Source organism: Cellulosimicrobium sp. NPDC055967 (assembly GCF_042269845.1).
Classification (GTDB): domain Bacteria; phylum Actinomycetota; class Actinomycetes; order Actinomycetales; family Cellulomonadaceae; genus Cellulosimicrobium.
Genome location: NZ_JBHJYJ010000010.1, coordinates 15,233 through 29,881, shown reverse-complemented (window position 1 = coordinate 29,881; position 14,649 = coordinate 15,233). Strand labels below are relative to the sequence as shown.

The window sequence follows — 14,649 nt, the reverse complement described above, 5'->3', positions numbered from 1 at the left end:
GGCACCGCCGGCCGGCCCGCCGTCGCGGGGTCAGTCCCGCGCCGCCGCCTCGGCCCAGCGCGCGAGGACCTCACGGGCCGCGCCCGTGTCCACGCTGCGCGCCGCGATCTCGTAGGCGGCGCGGAGCCGCTCGGCGAGCGTCCCCTCCGCGGTCCCGGGCAGCGTGCCGTCCGCGACGAGCCCGGCGGCCGCGTTGAGCAGCACCGTCTCGCGCACCGGCCCGGCCTCGCCCGCCAGGAAGCGACGCGCGACGTCGGCGTTGTGCGCCGCCTCGCCACCGCGCAGCTCGGCGATCGTCACCGGCGCGAGGCCCAGGTCCGCGACCGGGTCGAGCCGCTGCTCGGTCACGACGCCGTCGCGCACCTCCCAGACCGTCGCCCCGCCCGTCGCCGCGAGCTCGTCGAGCCCGTCGTCGCCGCGGAACACGAGCGCCGAGGTCCCGCGCCCCGCCAGCACCCCGGCGATGAGCGGCGCCATGCGCGCGTCCGCGACACCGATGGCGGCCGCACGCGGCTGCGCGGGGTTCGTGAGCGGGCCGAGGACGTTGAACGCCGTCGGGATGCCGAGCTCCTTGCGCGCGACGCCCGCGTGGCGCATGGACGGGTGGAAGACCATCGCGAAGCAGAACGTGATGCCCGCCTCCTGCACGATGCGGGCCACGCGCTCGGGGCCGTGGTCGAGCCGGATGCCCAGCTCCTCGAGCACGTCCGCCGCGCCCGACGACGAGGTCGCGGCACGGTTGCCGTGCTTGACGACCCGCACGCCCGCGCCCGCGATGACGAGCGAGGCCATGGTCGAGATGTTGACCGTGTGCGCGCGGTCGCCGCCCGTGCCGACGATGTCGACCGCCGGACCGTCCACGGAGAACCGGCTCGCGTGGGCCAGCATCGCGTCCGCGAGGCCCGTCAGCTCGGCGACGGTCTCACCCTTCGCGCGCAGCGCCACGAGGAAGCTCGCGAGCCGCACGGGCGACACCTCGCCCGACATCACCTGGTCCATCGCCCAGCCGGTCGAGTCGGCGTCGAGGTCGTGCCCCGCGACGAGCTCGGTCAGCAGGCCGGGCCACGTGAGCCCCGTGCCCGTCGAGTCGCTCGTGGTCGAGGCGGCGGGGTGCGGGGTGGCGGTCACGGGTGGCCCTTCGGCTGGACGGTCTCCTGTCGGCTACCGCGTGCCGGCGGCACGCAGCAGGTCGGCGACGGCGCGCTGGAGGGCGACCGCGTCGAACGGCCGGGGCACCGCGTCGTCGGCGAGCGACCACGATGCTAGCCAACCGTCCTGCGGCCTGCCGGTGAGGACCAGGACGGGCGGGCAGCGGTAGACCTCGTTCTTGAGCTGGCGGCACAGACCCATGCCGCCGGCCTTGTCGGCCTCCCCGTCGAGGACGAGCAGGTCCCAGCCGCCCGCGTCCGCCGCGGTCACGACGGTCGTCGGCGTCGCGACCTCGAGCCACTCGATGTCCGGCTGACCCGCACCCAGCCGCCGACCGACGGCGAGACGCACCTGCTCGCGCACCGTCACGTCGTCGCTGTAGAGGAGGATGCGCGGCGCGCGCGGGGTCACGCTCGTGTCCCCGTGCGTCGTCGTCACGGTCGTCGTCATCGTCGTCACCGTCGCCTTCGTGGTTTCCCTCAGGGTGGTCCGGGAGGGGCGCGCCACGGCACCGCGGCGCGCACGTCCCGACTGGCATCTTGGCACGTCGGAGCGGATCGCAGCACCCCCTCGCGCGGTACCCGCGCCGACCGGCGCGGGACCCGGGACCAAGGGCCCTGGCCGCCCTCGGGCGCATGCCAGTTTCATGGCACTTAGCAGCGATCCGTCACCAAGTGCAGGTCTCCGTGGGAAGATCTGGAGACATTGTGAGATTCACCGCCTCCGGGCGGCCGTCTGCGTGCCGCGAAGCGGCCGTTCGTCGGCCATAATGGCTCCTGTGTCGACCGCAACGGCTGCCCCCCACGCCCATCAGCACGTGAGCGTCAACCGACCGAACCCCGTCTCGGTCGGGACGATCGTGTGGCTGGCCAGCGAGCTCATGTTCTTCGCCGGCCTCTTCGCTATGTACTTCACGGTCCGCGCCGTGATGCCCGCCGACGAGTGGGCCCTGCAAGCGGACAAGCTCAACCTGACCTTCGCGGCGATCAACACGACCGTCCTGGTGCTGTCGTCGGTGACGTGCCAGATGGGCGTGTGGGCCGCCGAGCGCTTCCAGCCCGTGCGCACCGGCTCGATCTTCCAGGTGAACCGCTGGGGGATGAACGAGTGGATGACGCTCACGTTCCTCATGGGCGCGTTCTTCATCGGTGGTCAGATCTTCGAGTACGCCGAGCTCGTCGAGCACGGCGTCTCGATCTCCTCGACGCCCTACGGGTCCGTCTTCTACATCACGACCGGCTTCCACGGCCTCCACGTCGTCGGCGGCCTGATCGCCTTCCTGTTCCTTCTCGGCCGCTCGTTCTCGGCCAAGAACTTCGGGCACCACGAGGCCACGACGGCCATCGTGACGTCCTACTACTGGCACTTCGTCGACGTCGTGTGGATCGCGCTGTTCTTCGTGATCTACATCTTGCGCTGACGACACGCCCGGGGTCCGCCCCGGCCCGCCCACCCGCCCCCTGCTCCCCCACCTGCGAGACGAGGATCATTTCGTGAAGGCACTCGCCGCCCGCAGACACCACCGCCTCGCGCCGGTCGTGCTGCTGCTGCTGGCGCTGCTGGTCACCGGTGGCGTCTACGCCGCCTTTGCACCGACTCCGGCCAACGCCGAGACCGCCAGCACCGAGGACATCGAGACCGGCCAGAAGCTGTTCCAGGCCAACTGCGCCACGTGCCACGGCCCGAACGCCGAGGGCTCGGACACGGCTCCGTCGCTCGTCGGCGTCGGCGCCGCGTCGGTCGACTTCCAGGTGTCCACCGGCCGCATGCCCATGCAGATGGACGGTCCGCAGGCCATCCAGAAGCCTCGCCAGTTCGACGAGGAGCAGACGGCGCAGCTCGCCGCCTACGTCGCCTCGCTCGGCGCCGGCCCGGCGATCCCGACGGACGAGCAGGTCGACGCCTCGCTCGGCGACGTCGCGAACGGCGCCGCGATCTTCCGCACCAACTGCGCGATGTGCCACAACGCCGTCGGCGCCGGCGGCGCCCTCTCCGAGGGCAAGTTCGCGCCCCCGCTGTGGGAGACGTCGGAGCGCAACATCTACCAGGCGATGCTCACCGGCCCGCAGTCGATGCCGGTCTTCAACGACGCGACCGTCACGCCCGAGGAGAAGCGCGACGTCATCGCGTTCCTCGAGTCCCAGCGCGAGGGCTCGGCCGGTGGCCTGTCGCTCGGCTCGCTCGGCCCCGTCAGCGAGGGTCTGTGGGCCTGGATCGTCGGAATGGGCCTCCTCATCGGGGCCGCAGTGTGGATCGGAGCGAAGTCCTCGTGAGCGACTACCAGAGCCCCCGGTCGCCCGAGTCCTCGCACCGCGAGGTCGGGCACCGCGAGGAGCACGGCACCCTCGAGACGTTCCCGGACCCGGGTCTGCCGGAGCACAAGAGCCGCATGGCCGACCGCGACCCGAAGGCGTCCAAGCGCGGCGAGCGCCAGGTCGCGACGCTCTTCGGCCTCTCGGTGATCGGCACGATCGCCGCGCTCGTCGTGTACTTCGTCATCCCGCCGGACGGGACCACGGCCGGCGTGCGCCTGTCGACGCTCTCGCTCGGCGTGGCCATCGCCTTCGCGCTGCTCGGCATCGGCCTGGGTGCCGTGCACTGGGCGAAGGTGCTCATGTCCGACCACGAGAAGGTCGACGAGCGCCACCCGATCGCGAGCGACGCGGAGACCCGCGCCGGTGCGATCGCCGAGCTCGAGGCCGGCGCCAAGGACTCGGGCATCGCCCGTCGCGGCGTCCTCAAGGGCGCGGTGATCTCCGCGCTCGCGCTGTTCCCGCTCACCATCGCCGTCCCGCTCGTCGGGAGCGTCGGCGGCGACTGGAACGTCTCCAAGTTCAAGCACACGCTCTGGAAGCCCGGGACGCGCCTCGCGATCGACCCCTCGGGTCGGCCCATCAAGGCGGCGGACGTGACGATCGGCTCGGTCGTGCACATCATCCCCGAGGCCTCCCAGGAGGAGATGCAGTCCCACGAGTGGATCACGGAAAAGGCCAAGGCCGTCGTCCTGCTGGTCCGTCTCGACCCGCGCGACATCGTGTCCGAGCAGTCCCCTCCCGGAGAGAGCTGGTCGTACGACGGCATCGTCGCGTTCTCCAAGATCTGCACGCACGTCGGCTGCCCCGTGGCGCTCTACGAGCAGCAGACGCACCACCTGCTGTGCCCGTGCCACCAGTCGACGTTCGACGTGGCCGACAGCGCGAAGGTGGTCTTCGGGCCCGCGAAGCGGCCCCTGCCGCAGCTGCCGATCACCGTTGATGACGAGGGCTACCTGGTCGCCCAGAGCGACTTCCACGAGCCCATCGGCCCGAGCTTCTGGGAGCGTCTGAAGTGACCACCAGCACCGGAACCGCCGCACCCAAGGCGGCCGCACCGAAGGCAGCCGCGCCGACGACCCCCGCCGGCAAGGCCGCCGACTACCTGGACCAGCGCACCGGCATCGGCGTCGCCGTCAAGGAGTTCGCGCGCAAGGTCTTCCCCGACCACTGGTCGTTCCTCCTCGGCGAGATCGCGCTGTACTCGTTCGTCGTCCTGATCCTCACGGGCATCTTCCTCACCATGTTCTTCGTGCCGAGCATGTCGCTCGTCACGTACCACGGCGAGCCCGCGTCGATGAACGGCGTGCTCATGTCGGACGCGTTCGCGTCGACGCTGCACATGTCGTTCGAGGTCCGTGGCGGCCTGCTCATGCGGCAGATCCACCACTGGGCCGCGCTGATCTTCCTCGCCGCGATCGTCACGCACATGATGCGCGTGTTCTTCACCGGCGCCTTCCGCAAGCCGCGCGAGGTCAACTGGCTCGTGGGCATGCTGCTCATGATCATGGGTCTCGCCGCCGGGTTCTCGGGCTACTCCCTCCCCGACGACGTCCTGTCCGGCAACGGCCTGCGCATCACCGACGGTGTCGTGAAGTCGATCCCGCTCATCGGGTCGTACCTCTCGTACTTCATCTTCGGCGGCGAGTTCCCGGGCGAGCACATCATCCCGAGGCTCTTCACGGTGCACATCCTGCTGGTGCCGGGCCTGATCCTCGCGCTCGTCGCGCTCCACCTCTTCTTCGTCGTGCTGCACAAGCACACGCAGTACCCCGGTGGCGGCCGCACGGACACGAACGTGGTCGGCTACCCGCTGTTCCCGGTGTACGTGGCCAAGGCCGGCGGCTTCTTCTTCGTCGTGTTCGGCATCCTCGCCCTCATGGGCGGCACGATGGCGATCAACAACGTGTGGAACTACGGTCCGTTCGACCCGTCACCGGTGTCCGCGGGAGCCCAGCCCGACTGGTACATGCTGTTCCTCGAGGGCTCGCTACGACTCATGCCCGGCCAGGCGGAGTTCGTGACGTGGGGCGACTACACCGTGCCCCTCAACGTCCTGATCCCGGCCGTGGTAGTCCCGGGCCTGCTGTTCACGTTCCTGTTCGTCTACCCGTTCCTCGAGGCCGCGGTGACGAAGGACAAGCGTGAGCACCACGTCCTCGACCGTCCGCGCAACGTCCCGGTCCGCACCGGTCTGGGCGTCGCCTTCCTCACGGCGTTCATCATCCTGGCGCTCGCCGGGTCGAACGACCTCATCGCCACGCACTTCCACATGTCGATCAACACGATCACGTGGGCGTTCCGGATCCTCTTCTTCGTCGGCCCGTGGTTCGCGTTCTGGATCACCAAGCGCATCTGCCTCGGCCTGCAGCGCAAGGACCGCGAGCTCGTGCTCCACGGTCACGAGACGGGCCGGATCGTGCGGTTCGCGCACGGCGAGTACATCGAGGTCCACCGCCCGCTCGACGAGCAGGAGCGCTGGCTCCGGGTCAACTACCAGGCCCACGAGCCGCTCGAGATCGAGCCGGCGACGGACTCCCGCGGGGTGCGCCGCAAGGGCTACAAGAAGGACAAGCGCCTCCAGCGCCTGTCGCGGTTCTTCTACGAGGACCGGATCGAGCCCGTGACGCCCGCCGAGCTCGCGGCCGCGCACTCGCACGGTGAGCACGACGCGCTCGAGGGCGAGAGCCACGAGCAGATCGAAGCCGGTGCCGCCACCGTCGGTGGTGGGCGCGACTTCGTGGAGCCGGAGAAGGGCGCCGACGAGCGTCGACCCTGAGGTTCCTGCACAGTAGGACGATGACCCGCGACCAGTCCCCTCATCGAGGTGGACAGGTCGCGGGTCGTCGTCGTCTCGGCACCCGGGCGCGGACGCCCGCGTCCGCCTGAGAGTGCCGAGACACCGCCAGTTCACCGCACAGCGGCCGCTGGACCCCTTCCGGCGGCCCCGGTACCAGGAGGTCCTCCGGATGCCCGTCTACACCCTGCCCGAGCTGTCCTACGACTACGGTGCGCTCGAGCCGCACATCTCCGGGCGGATCATGGAGCTGCACCACTCCAAGCACCACCAGGCCTACGTCACCGGCGCGAACACCGCCCTGGAGAAGCTCGCCGAGGCCCGCGAGACCGGCGACTTCGCCGCGATCAACCTCCACGAGAAGAACCTCGCGTTCAACCTCGGCGGCCACGTCAACCACTCCGCCTTCTGGACCAACCTCTCCCCCGAGGGCGGCGGCGAGCCCACCGGCGAGATCGGCGCCGCGATCGACGAGCACTTCGGCTCCTTCGACGCCTTCAAGAAGCAGTTCGCCGCCGTCGCCGCCGGCGTCCAGGGCTCGGGCTGGGCCATCCTCGCCTGGGACTCCATCGGCTCCAAGCTCGTCACCGTCCAGCTCTACGACCAGCAGGGCAACCTCACCCTCGGCCTCACGCCGATCGTGCTGCTCGACGTCTGGGAGCACGCCTACTACCTCGACTACCAGAACGTGCGCGCCGACTACGTCACCGCCTGGTGGAACCTCGTCAACTGGTCCGACGCCGAGGCCCGCCTCCAGCGCGCCAAGACCCAGACCGCCGGGCTCATCGTCCCCGCCTGACGACACCCACCCGGGGCCTAGGCCCCGGGGGCGAGCACGACCCTGCCCGCCCGCGAACACGACATGAGGGCCGTTATCCGGTGGATAACGACCCTCATGTCGTGTTCGGCAGCCTGACGGCGGCGGCGTCGGGCTCAGTCCGGGGTCACGCAGAGGTGTCGTCCGACGTTGTCCGGAAGGTCGACGAACGACGAACGGCCCGGTCCCTGTGGGGACCGGGCCGTTCGGACGTCCCGAGGGGACGTGGAGTCGATCAGTGGGCGTGCTGGCCGCGAGAGAACTCGAAGACCCAGCCGACGAGGGCGACGGCGCTGAGCGCGAACCCGACGTAGACGAGCCACCAGCCGACGGCGAGGCCGAGGAAGACGATCGCGGCCGAGCCGGCGATCGCGAGCGGCCACCAGCTCCACGGGGCGTAGACGCCCTGGTCGCCGGCACCCTGCTCGATGAGGCCCTCGGGGTCATCCTCGGGCCGGGCGTCGATGCGCTTCGCGGTCAGCGCCAGGTAGGCACCGATCATCCCGGCCAGGCCGGCAGTGAGCAGCAGCGCGGCGCTGCCGACGGGCTCCCAGTGGCTCCAGAAGCCGTAGACGAGCCCCACCACCGCGAAGAACGGCGCCAGCAGGATGAACAGCTTGTACTCGACCTTCACTTCCCGGCCTCCTCGTCGGTCGTGCCAGTGCGCGGTTCGTCGACGATCGTGGTCGTCGTGGAGTCGCTCGCGGTCTCCGCACCGCTCAGGCGGTCGAGCGCGACGCTCTTCTCACCGCGGCGGTCCGCCTCGCCGTAGACCTGCTCGAGGACGTTCGGGTTCGGCTCCGCGTGGTCCATCGCCGCGACCTCGGGGTGGTGCAGGTCGAACGCGGGCGACTCGGAGCGGATGCGCGGTAGCGACGTGAAGTTGTGGCGCGGGGGCGGGCAGGACGTCGCCCACTCGAGCGAGCGGCCGTAGCCCCACGGGTCGTCGACCTCGACCTTGGGCGCGTTGCGCCAGGTCGTGTAGACGTTCCAGAGGAACGGCAGCGTCGACGCGGCGAGGATGAACGCACCGACCGTCGAGACCTGGTTCTCCCACGTGAAGCCGTCCGACGGCGCGTAGTCCGCGTAGCGGCGCGGCATGCCCTCGACGCCCAGCCAGTGCTGGATGAGGAACGTCATGTGGAAGCCGATGAACAGCAGCCAGAAGTGCAGCTTGCCGAGGCGCTCGTTGAGCATCCGGCCGGTGAACTTGGGCCACCAGAAGTAGAAGCCCGCGAACATCGCGAACACCACGGTGCCGAACACGACGTAGTGGAAGTGCGCCACCACGAAGTAGGAGTCGGAGATGTGGAAGTCCATGGCCGGGCTCGACAGGATGACGCCCGTCAGACCGCCGAAGAGGAAGGTCACGAGGAAGCCGATCGACCAGAGCATCGGTGTCTCGAACGTGAGCTTGCCTCGCCACAGCGTGCCGATCCAGTTGAAGAACTTCACGCCGGTCGGGACGGCGATGAGCATCGTCATGAACGCGAAGAACGGCAGCAGGACCGCGCCGGTCACGTACATGTGGTGGGCCCACACCGTGACGGACAGCGCCGCGATGGCGATCGTCGCGTAGACGAGGCCCTTGTAGCCGAAGATCGGCTTGCGGGCGAAGACCGGGAAGATCTCGGACACGATGCCGAAGAACGGCAGCGCGATGATGTACACCTCAGGGTGCCCGAAGAACCAGAACAGGTGCTGCCAGAGGATCGCTCCCCCGTTCTCGGGGTTGAAGATCTGGGCACCGAGGCGCCGGTCGGCGCCGAGCGCGAAGAGCGCGGCGGCCAGCGGCGGGAACGCCATGAGCACGAGGAGGCTCGTGATGAGCGTGTTCCACGTGAAGATCGGCATGCGGAACATCGTCATGCCGGGCGCGCGCATGGTGATGATCGTGGTGATGAAGTTGACGGCACCGAGGATGGTGCCGAAGCCGGCGAGCGCGAGGCCGAACACCCACAGGTCTCCCCCGAGACCCGGACTGAACGTCGTGTTCGACAGCGGCGCGTAGGCGAACCACCCGAACGAGGCCGCGCCCTGCGGCGTGAAGAAGCCGGCCGAGGCGATGAGCCCGCCGAAGAGGTAGAGCCAGTACGCGAACATGTTCAGTCGCGGGAACGCGACGTCCGGCGCACCGATCTGCAGCGGCATGATGACGTTGGCGAACCCGGCGAACAGCGGGGTCGCGAACAGCAGCAGCATGATCGTGCCGTGCATCGTGAAGAGCTGGTTGTACTGCTCCTTGCTCTGCACGAGCTGGATCCCGGGCTCGAAGAGCTCCGCGCGGATCACGAGGGCCATGAGGCCGCCGATGCAGAAGAAGATGAACGACGTGATCAGGTACATGTACCCGATCGTCTTGTGGTCGGTGGACGTGACCCACTTGATCACGGTCCGACCGAGGGTCTGGCGCCGAGGGGCGAGACCGGGGATGACTTCGGCCTGCGCGACCATCAGTGCTCACCCTCCGTGCTAGCGGGGACGGGGTTCGGGTCCTGGAGGCGGCTGAATCCCTCGACCGGGATCTGGCCCTCCTGCCCCTTCTCGCGGAGCGCCTCCATCTGCGCGTCGAACTCGGCGCGGTCGACGATCTCGACGTTGAAGAGCATCCCCGAGTGGTGCTCGCCGCAGAGCTCGGCGCACTTGCCGGCGTAGACGCCCTCGCGCTGCGGGGTGACCACGAACTCGTTGGTGCGGTGCGGGATCATGTCGAGCTTGTAGAGGAACGCGGGGATCCAGAACGAGTGGATCACGTCGCGCGAGTCCAGGACGAAGCGGACGCTCTCCCCCGCCGGCAGGTACAGCGTCGGCAGGGCCTCCGACGTGCCGGGCGCGCCGTCGATCTCCGCGTCCACCGTCATGGTGCCGCCGACGTCGGCGAGGTGCTGGCCGGTCTCGTAGACGTCCTCGTCCACGTAGTTGAAGTCCCAGCTCCACTGCTTGCCGATGACCTGGACGGTCATGTCCGTCTCGACGTCCTTGTCCACGATCGCGGTCATGTCGCGGTCCGTGTAGAAGAACAGGACGAGCACCATGATGATCGGCACGGCCGTGTACATGATCTCGAGCGGCAGGTGGTACCGCGTCTGGACCGGGAGCCGGTGGTCGTCCTTGCGCTTGCGGTAGGCCGCGACGCACCACAGCATGAGGCCCCACGTGATGACGCCGACGATGAGGGCGGCGATCCACGAGCCGGTCCACAGCGACGTGATCCGGGCGGTCTGGTTGGTCACCTCCCCGTCCTCGTAACCGGGCAGGAACCCGCGCTGGACCGTGTCGCTGGCGCAGCCGGACGCCACCGCAGCGACGGCGACGGCGAGGGCCGTCGCCCGCAGGATGGTGCGCCGTGTGCGGCTAGGGGGTTGCGAGTGCAAGGGGGGCCTTTCACGTCACGTCCTGCCCGAACCCGTCTTTACGAGCCCAGCACAGGACCTTCGTCCTCGACACACGAAGCCTAGCGCGGGATTCCGCCCTTCGTGGCCCGGAACGCGCGACGGGCGGGCGAGATGCGGCACACGTCGTCGCCGGTCAGGGTGGGTTCACCACACCCGCGCCGGGTCTGTCAGATCCTTGCCACACCGACGCTCCGCCCGGCAGGGCGGTACCGTGCCGGTGGAGCGTCCGGGCTCGCACCGACGCCCCGTCGCGGTCCGCGCGAGCGCAACGATCCGACGCCCCGCGGGAGGCCCGCGACGCGCCACCCTGGCGCGGTCGACCGGATCCCCGGCCCGCGCCGCGCCATCGCGGCCCGACCGCCAGCGCCCTGGAGACCATGTGACACACACCACCCCCGCCCGGCGGGCCCGGCTCGACAACGGCGGGCGCGCGCCCTGGCACCCGCTCGCGCGCGAGGCCTTCGACCGTGCGCTCGACGACGGCTGGGCCGACCCCCGCCGCCTGCACGCGGAGGGTCGTCGTGCCGCCGCGCTGCTCGACGGCGCGCGCGAGGCGGTCGGTGCCGCGCTCGGCGCTCGGACGGAGGAGGTGCACTTCACGCACACCCACACGGCGTCGCTGCACGCCGCCGTCGCCGCGCTGGCCGGGGCACGCGCACGCACCGGCCGACGGGTCGTCGTCGGCGCCGTCGAGCGTGCCGCCGTGCTGCACGCGGCCGAGCACGGCGGGCTCGAGCGCGAGGTCGTCGGGGTGGACCGCACCGGCCGGGTCGACGCGGCCGCGATGTCCGACGCCGTCGCGCGCCCGGGCGTCGCGCTCGCCGCGCTCCAGCTCGCCAACGGCGAGGTCGGCACGCGCCAGCCCGTCGGGGCGGTGCACGACGCCGCGCGCGCGGCCGGGGTCCCGCTCCTCGTCGACGCGGGGGCGAGCGTCGGTCACGACGAGGTCCCCGCGTCGTGGGACGCGCTCGCCGCCGACCCGGCCGACTGGGGTGGGGGTCCCGGGGTCGGGGTGCTCGCGGTCCGCTCCCGCGTCCGACGGCGCAGCCCCTCCCCGGAGGACCCCGACCCGTGGGCCCCCGGCGGGGTGTCCGTGCCCGCGGCGTTCGCGGCCGCCGTCGCGCTCCAGGCGGTGCTGGCGGACCGGGAGGCCGAGGACGCGCGCCGCCGCGCGCTCGTCGACCGGGTCCGCGCGCGCGTCGCCGAGATCCCCGACGTCGAGGTGGTCGGCGACGCCGCCGACCGCCTGCCGCACGTGGCGACGTTCTCGTTCCTCTACGTGGACGGCGAGGCGCTGCTCACCGACCTCGACCGCGAGGGCGTCGCCGTCGGGTCGGGGTCCGCGTGCACGTCGAGCACGCTCGAGCCGTCGCACGTCCTCGCCGCGATGGGCGTGCTCACGCACGGGAACGTGCGCATCGCGCTCGACCGGTCGACGACCGAGGCAGACGTCGACCGGCTGCTCGACGCGCTGCCCGGGGCCGTCGCGCGCGTGCGCGCGACGCTGGGGGTGCAGGGCCTGTGACGGGCGACGCTCCCGACGTGGTCGACGCGCGCGGGCTGCGCTGCCCGCTGCCGGTGATCCGGCTCGCCGCGGCGGCGCGCGACCGGCACGCGGGCACGCGCCTCACGGTGTGGTCGACCGATCCCGCCGCGCGCCTCGACGTCCCGGCCTGGGCTCGGATGCGCGGGCACACGCTCGTCGGCGAGGAGGCGCTCCCTCACGCGCGCGACGACCACGACGAGGACGACGCCTGGGCGATCACGGTCGAGCTCGGCGCCTGACGTGTCGTCGGGCTCGCGGCCGGGACGACGCGAGCCCGGCCACCCGCGGTGCGGGTGGCCGGGCTCGTGCGGTCCAGGACGGCGTGCGCGGGGCACGCCGCGCGGTCAGCTGAAGGAGCCGCCGCAGGCGCAGGCGCTGCCCGCGTTGGGGTTGTCGATCGTGAAGCCCTGCTTCTCGATCGTGTCCGCGAAGTCGATCGTCGCGCCCTCGAGGTACGGGACGCTCATCTTGTCGACCACGACCTCGACGCCGTCGTAGTCGCGCAGCGCGTCGCCGTCGAGCACGCGCTCGTCGAAGTAGAGCTGGTAGATCAGGCCGGAGCAGCCGCCGGGCTGCACCGCGACACGCAGGCGCAGGTCGTCGCGACCCTCCTGCTCGAGGAGGGTGCGGACCTTGTCCGCGGCCCCGTCGGTCAGGTTGACGCCGTGCGTGGCAATGTCGGTGGTCTCGCTCATCTCGTCTCCGCGCTGTCGGGGGCAGTGCTGCCCCGGTGGTGGCCGGCTTCTACGGACCTCTCGAGAGAGATCCCGTCAGGTCCTCAACACCACTCGTGCCGGTCGTGTTCCCGAGTCTACGACCACCCGGCGGCGTACGGTCGAACGGAGCCCGCGCCGCACCGGTGGCGCGGCCCGCCGACGGGAGACGCATGGACCAGTCGTTGCACTTCGTGACGGTCGCGACGCGCGACCTGGATGCCGCGCGGGCCTTCTACGGCGCGCTCGGCTGGACCGCGCAGCTCGACGTGCCCGGCGAGATCGTCTTCTATCGCTCGGCGGCGGGCCAGCTCCTCGGCTTCTTCGAGGCGTCGGCCTTCGCGCGCGACGCCGGCACCCCGGACGCTACCCCGGCCACGACGGGCCTCACGCTGTCGCACAACGTGGGGTCCCGGTCCGCGGTCGTCGAGCTCGTGCAGGCGATGGTCGCCGCGGGCGGGACCGTCCGCAAGGAGCCGCAGGAGGGCGAGTTCGGCGGGGTCTTCCACGCTCACGTCGCCGACCCCAACGGCCTGGTGTGGGAGGTCGCGCACAACCCGGCCTGGTCCGTCCGCGCGGACGGGAGCGTCGACCTCGGCTGAGGAGCCGCTGGCGTCAGCGGTGCGACCAGGTGCGCGCGACGCGCTCCACGAGGGCGCGCGCGTCACCGTCGCCCCACGCGTACGCGCCGCTGAGCCCCGCGGCGGCCTGCTCGCGGCGCCCGGCGACGACCGCGCGCGCCACCACGACGACGGGGAGCGCGTGCTGGGCCGCGCGGGAGGCGACCTCGTGCACCGTCCCGTCCCCCAGCTCGTGGGCCCCGAGCTCGTCCGCGAGCACGACGACGACGTCCGCGCCCGCGAGGCGCGCGTCGAGCCCCAGGTCGTCGGCGACGACGCGCCGCCCGGGCACGAGCCGCCCGCCCAGGGCCGCGACCGCGTAGGCGAGCCCGCCGCCGCTCCCCGCCCCCGGCAGACCCACCAGGCGACGGCCCGCCGTCGACGCGGCGAGGAGGTCGCGACCCGCGAGCGCGCGGCCGGCTCCCCCGGCCTCCGCCGCATGGTCGACGGCGGACGCCACGCCGTGCGCGACCGCGCCGAGCGCGCGCTCCAGGTGCTGGGCCACCACGGGGTCCACGCCTCGGGCGTCGAGCGCCGCGCTCGCCCCGTGCAGGCCGAGCAGCGGGACGTCGGACGCGACGGCCGCCACGAGGTCGGCGCCGCCGAGCGCGGCCCGCGCGGCGCGCACGACGTCGGTCGGGACGACGGTCCGCGGGTCGCGGGCGAGCGACGGCGCCCCCGCGAGCGCCAGCAGCGCCCCGAGCCCGGCGTCGTGGCTCGTGCTCCCGCCGGTGGCGAGGACGACCCGCCCGGGCTCCCCGTCGGGTCCGCGCGCGGCGTCGGCCGCGAGCGCCAGGAGGTGCCCGACGGCGGTCGAGGACCGGGCGGGCACGGTCGCCGCTCCCGCGTCTCCCTCGAGCACCTCGCCGGGGCCCGTGGCGGGCACCTGGGAGGCGTCGACGTAGACGGTCCGGCGCGTGCCCGTGCCGTCCCCGCTCGGCGTCCGACGGCGGACCGCGACCGGGACGTCGTCCCCGTCCGGCCCCGGGACCGCTCCGGCGAGGACCTCGGGCGCGACGGGCGCGACCGCCTCGAGGAACGCGGGCCCGGACGCGGCGAGCGCCACCGTCTCGACCTGGGCGTGCGGCGCCCACCGACCGGCGACGTCGTCGAGCGTCGGCCCGGCGGGACCGGGTGGCGACGGGGCGTCCGCGGCCGGCCAGGCGCCGTCGGGCGCGGGGGGGACGGCGGACCCGGTGAGCAGCACGCGCATGCCCGGATTGTGCCAGGGCGGGCGCCCGTCCGGCCCCCGCGGGACGCCCGCTCGGCCGCGGCGGCGCTGTGCGACGATGGTGCCGTG

General features: G+C 72.0%; 15 protein-coding genes. 8 read left to right on the top strand and 7 right to left on the bottom strand.

What is annotated here, in order from left to right; genetic code table 11:
• Window positions 1-30 precede the first annotated feature (30 nt).
• Together trpD and ACFC2L_RS13740 are read right to left on the bottom strand one after the other, a co-directional pair.
• A complete protein-coding gene (gene trpD / locus ACFC2L_RS13745) occupies window positions 31-1,128 on the bottom strand; it encodes an anthranilate phosphoribosyltransferase (protein WP_375824850.1) in 1,098 nt (365 codons plus the stop codon).
• 33 nt (window positions 1,129-1,161) lie between these two features.
• Window positions 1,162-1,599: a hypothetical protein gene (locus ACFC2L_RS13740; RefSeq protein WP_375824849.1), complete on the bottom strand. Its 438-nt coding sequence runs from the start codon at window positions 1,597-1,599 to the stop codon at window positions 1,162-1,164.
• A 319-nt stretch (window positions 1,600-1,918) separates the two neighbouring features.
• Between ACFC2L_RS13740 and ACFC2L_RS13735 the strand changes: the two genes are divergently transcribed.
• The 5 genes from ACFC2L_RS13735 (at window position 1,919) to ACFC2L_RS13715 (ending at window position 7,057) form a co-directional block, all read left to right on the top strand.
• A complete protein-coding gene (locus ACFC2L_RS13735) occupies window positions 1,919-2,569 on the top strand; it encodes a heme-copper oxidase subunit III (RefSeq protein ID WP_087472315.1) in 651 nt (216 codons plus the stop codon).
• A 73-nt stretch (window positions 2,570-2,642) separates the two neighbouring features.
• Window positions 2,643-3,422: a c-type cytochrome gene (locus tag ACFC2L_RS13730; RefSeq protein WP_375824848.1), complete on the top strand. Its 780-nt coding sequence runs from the start codon at window positions 2,643-2,645 to the stop codon at window positions 3,420-3,422.
• Window positions 3,419-4,480 (top strand): Rieske 2Fe-2S domain-containing protein, encoded by a 1,062-nt coding sequence (locus ACFC2L_RS13725; protein ID WP_375824847.1) that lies wholly within the window; start codon window positions 3,419-3,421, stop codon window positions 4,478-4,480. Before ACFC2L_RS13730 ends, ACFC2L_RS13725 begins: the two co-directional genes overlap by 4 nt.
• Entirely contained in the window at window positions 4,477-6,240 is a 1,764-nt protein-coding gene (locus ACFC2L_RS13720) for a cytochrome bc complex cytochrome b subunit (RefSeq protein WP_375824846.1), read from the top strand. The genes ACFC2L_RS13725 and ACFC2L_RS13720 overlap by 4 nt, the downstream gene beginning before the upstream one ends.
• A gap of 190 nt (window positions 6,241-6,430) precedes the next feature.
• Complete coding sequence (locus ACFC2L_RS13715) at window positions 6,431-7,057, top strand: superoxide dismutase (RefSeq protein WP_053369073.1); 627 nt, start codon at window positions 6,431-6,433, stop codon at window positions 7,055-7,057.
• A 253-nt stretch (window positions 7,058-7,310) separates the two neighbouring features.
• Here ACFC2L_RS13715 and ACFC2L_RS13710 read toward each other — a convergent pair whose 3' ends face one another.
• From ACFC2L_RS13710 to coxB, 3 genes are read right to left on the bottom strand one after another with little or no spacing between them, the layout of a single operon-like run.
• A complete protein-coding gene (locus ACFC2L_RS13710) occupies window positions 7,311-7,709 on the bottom strand; it encodes a cytochrome c oxidase subunit 4 (RefSeq protein WP_375824845.1) in 399 nt (132 codons plus the stop codon).
• Window positions 7,706-9,529, bottom strand: a complete 1,824-nt coding sequence (gene ctaD, locus ACFC2L_RS13705) for a cytochrome c oxidase subunit I (protein WP_375824844.1) — start codon at window positions 9,527-9,529, stop codon at window positions 7,706-7,708. Before ctaD ends, ACFC2L_RS13710 begins: the two co-directional genes overlap by 4 nt.
• A complete protein-coding gene (gene coxB, locus ACFC2L_RS13700) occupies window positions 9,529-10,449 on the bottom strand; it encodes a cytochrome c oxidase subunit II (protein WP_375824843.1) in 921 nt (306 codons plus the stop codon). Before coxB ends, ctaD begins: the two co-directional genes overlap by 1 nt.
• A gap of 400 nt (window positions 10,450-10,849) precedes the next feature.
• On the opposite strand from coxB, the gene ACFC2L_RS13695 reads away from it, so the two are divergent.
• Both ACFC2L_RS13695 and ACFC2L_RS13690 read left to right on the top strand, forming a co-directional pair.
• Window positions 10,850-11,995 (top strand): cysteine desulfurase family protein, encoded by a 1,146-nt coding sequence (locus tag ACFC2L_RS13695; RefSeq protein ID WP_375824842.1) that lies wholly within the window; start codon window positions 10,850-10,852, stop codon window positions 11,993-11,995.
• Between the two features lie 17 nt (window positions 11,996-12,012).
• Entirely contained in the window at window positions 12,013-12,255 is a 243-nt protein-coding gene (locus ACFC2L_RS13690) for a sulfurtransferase TusA family protein (protein WP_375824841.1), read from the top strand.
• A 105-nt stretch (window positions 12,256-12,360) separates the two neighbouring features.
• Here ACFC2L_RS13690 and erpA read toward each other — a convergent pair whose 3' ends face one another.
• Window positions 12,361-12,711 (bottom strand): iron-sulfur cluster insertion protein ErpA, encoded by a 351-nt coding sequence (erpA, locus tag ACFC2L_RS13685; protein WP_047234275.1) that lies wholly within the window; start codon window positions 12,709-12,711, stop codon window positions 12,361-12,363.
• 191 nt (window positions 12,712-12,902) lie between these two features.
• On the opposite strand from erpA, the gene ACFC2L_RS13680 reads away from it, so the two are divergent.
• Window positions 12,903-13,331 (top strand): VOC family protein, encoded by a 429-nt coding sequence (locus ACFC2L_RS13680; RefSeq protein ID WP_375824840.1) that lies wholly within the window; start codon window positions 12,903-12,905, stop codon window positions 13,329-13,331.
• A 13-nt stretch (window positions 13,332-13,344) separates the two neighbouring features.
• On the opposite strand, the gene ACFC2L_RS13675 is transcribed toward ACFC2L_RS13680, so the two are convergent.
• Window positions 13,345-14,562, bottom strand: coding sequence for a glycerate kinase (locus ACFC2L_RS13675; RefSeq protein WP_375824839.1), 1,218 nt, complete (start codon window positions 14,560-14,562; stop codon window positions 13,345-13,347).
• Window positions 14,563-14,649 lie beyond the last annotated feature (87 nt).

Excerpts from the sequence above, each read along its gene's own strand:
- ACFC2L_RS13740 (WP_375824849.1), bottom strand. The coding sequence starts at position 1,599 with ATGACGACGACCGTGACGACGACGCACGGGGACACGAGCGTGACCCCG.
- ACFC2L_RS13735 (WP_087472315.1), top strand. The coding sequence starts at position 1,919 with ATGGCTCCTGTGTCGACCGCAACGGCTGCCCCCCACGCCCATCAGCAC.
- ACFC2L_RS13715 (WP_053369073.1), top strand. The coding sequence starts at position 6,431 with ATGCCCGTCTACACCCTGCCCGAGCTGTCCTACGACTACGGTGCGCTC.
- ctaD (WP_375824844.1), bottom strand. The coding sequence starts at position 9,529 with ATGGTCGCGCAGGCCGAAGTCATCCCCGGTCTCGCCCCTCGGCGCCAG.
- erpA (WP_047234275.1), bottom strand. The coding sequence starts at position 12,711 with ATGAGCGAGACCACCGACATTGCCACGCACGGCGTCAACCTGACCGAC.
- ACFC2L_RS13680 (WP_375824840.1), top strand. The coding sequence starts at position 12,903 with ATGGACCAGTCGTTGCACTTCGTGACGGTCGCGACGCGCGACCTGGAT.
- ACFC2L_RS13675 (WP_375824839.1), bottom strand. The coding sequence starts at position 14,562 with ATGCGCGTGCTGCTCACCGGGTCCGCCGTCCCCCCCGCGCCCGACGGC.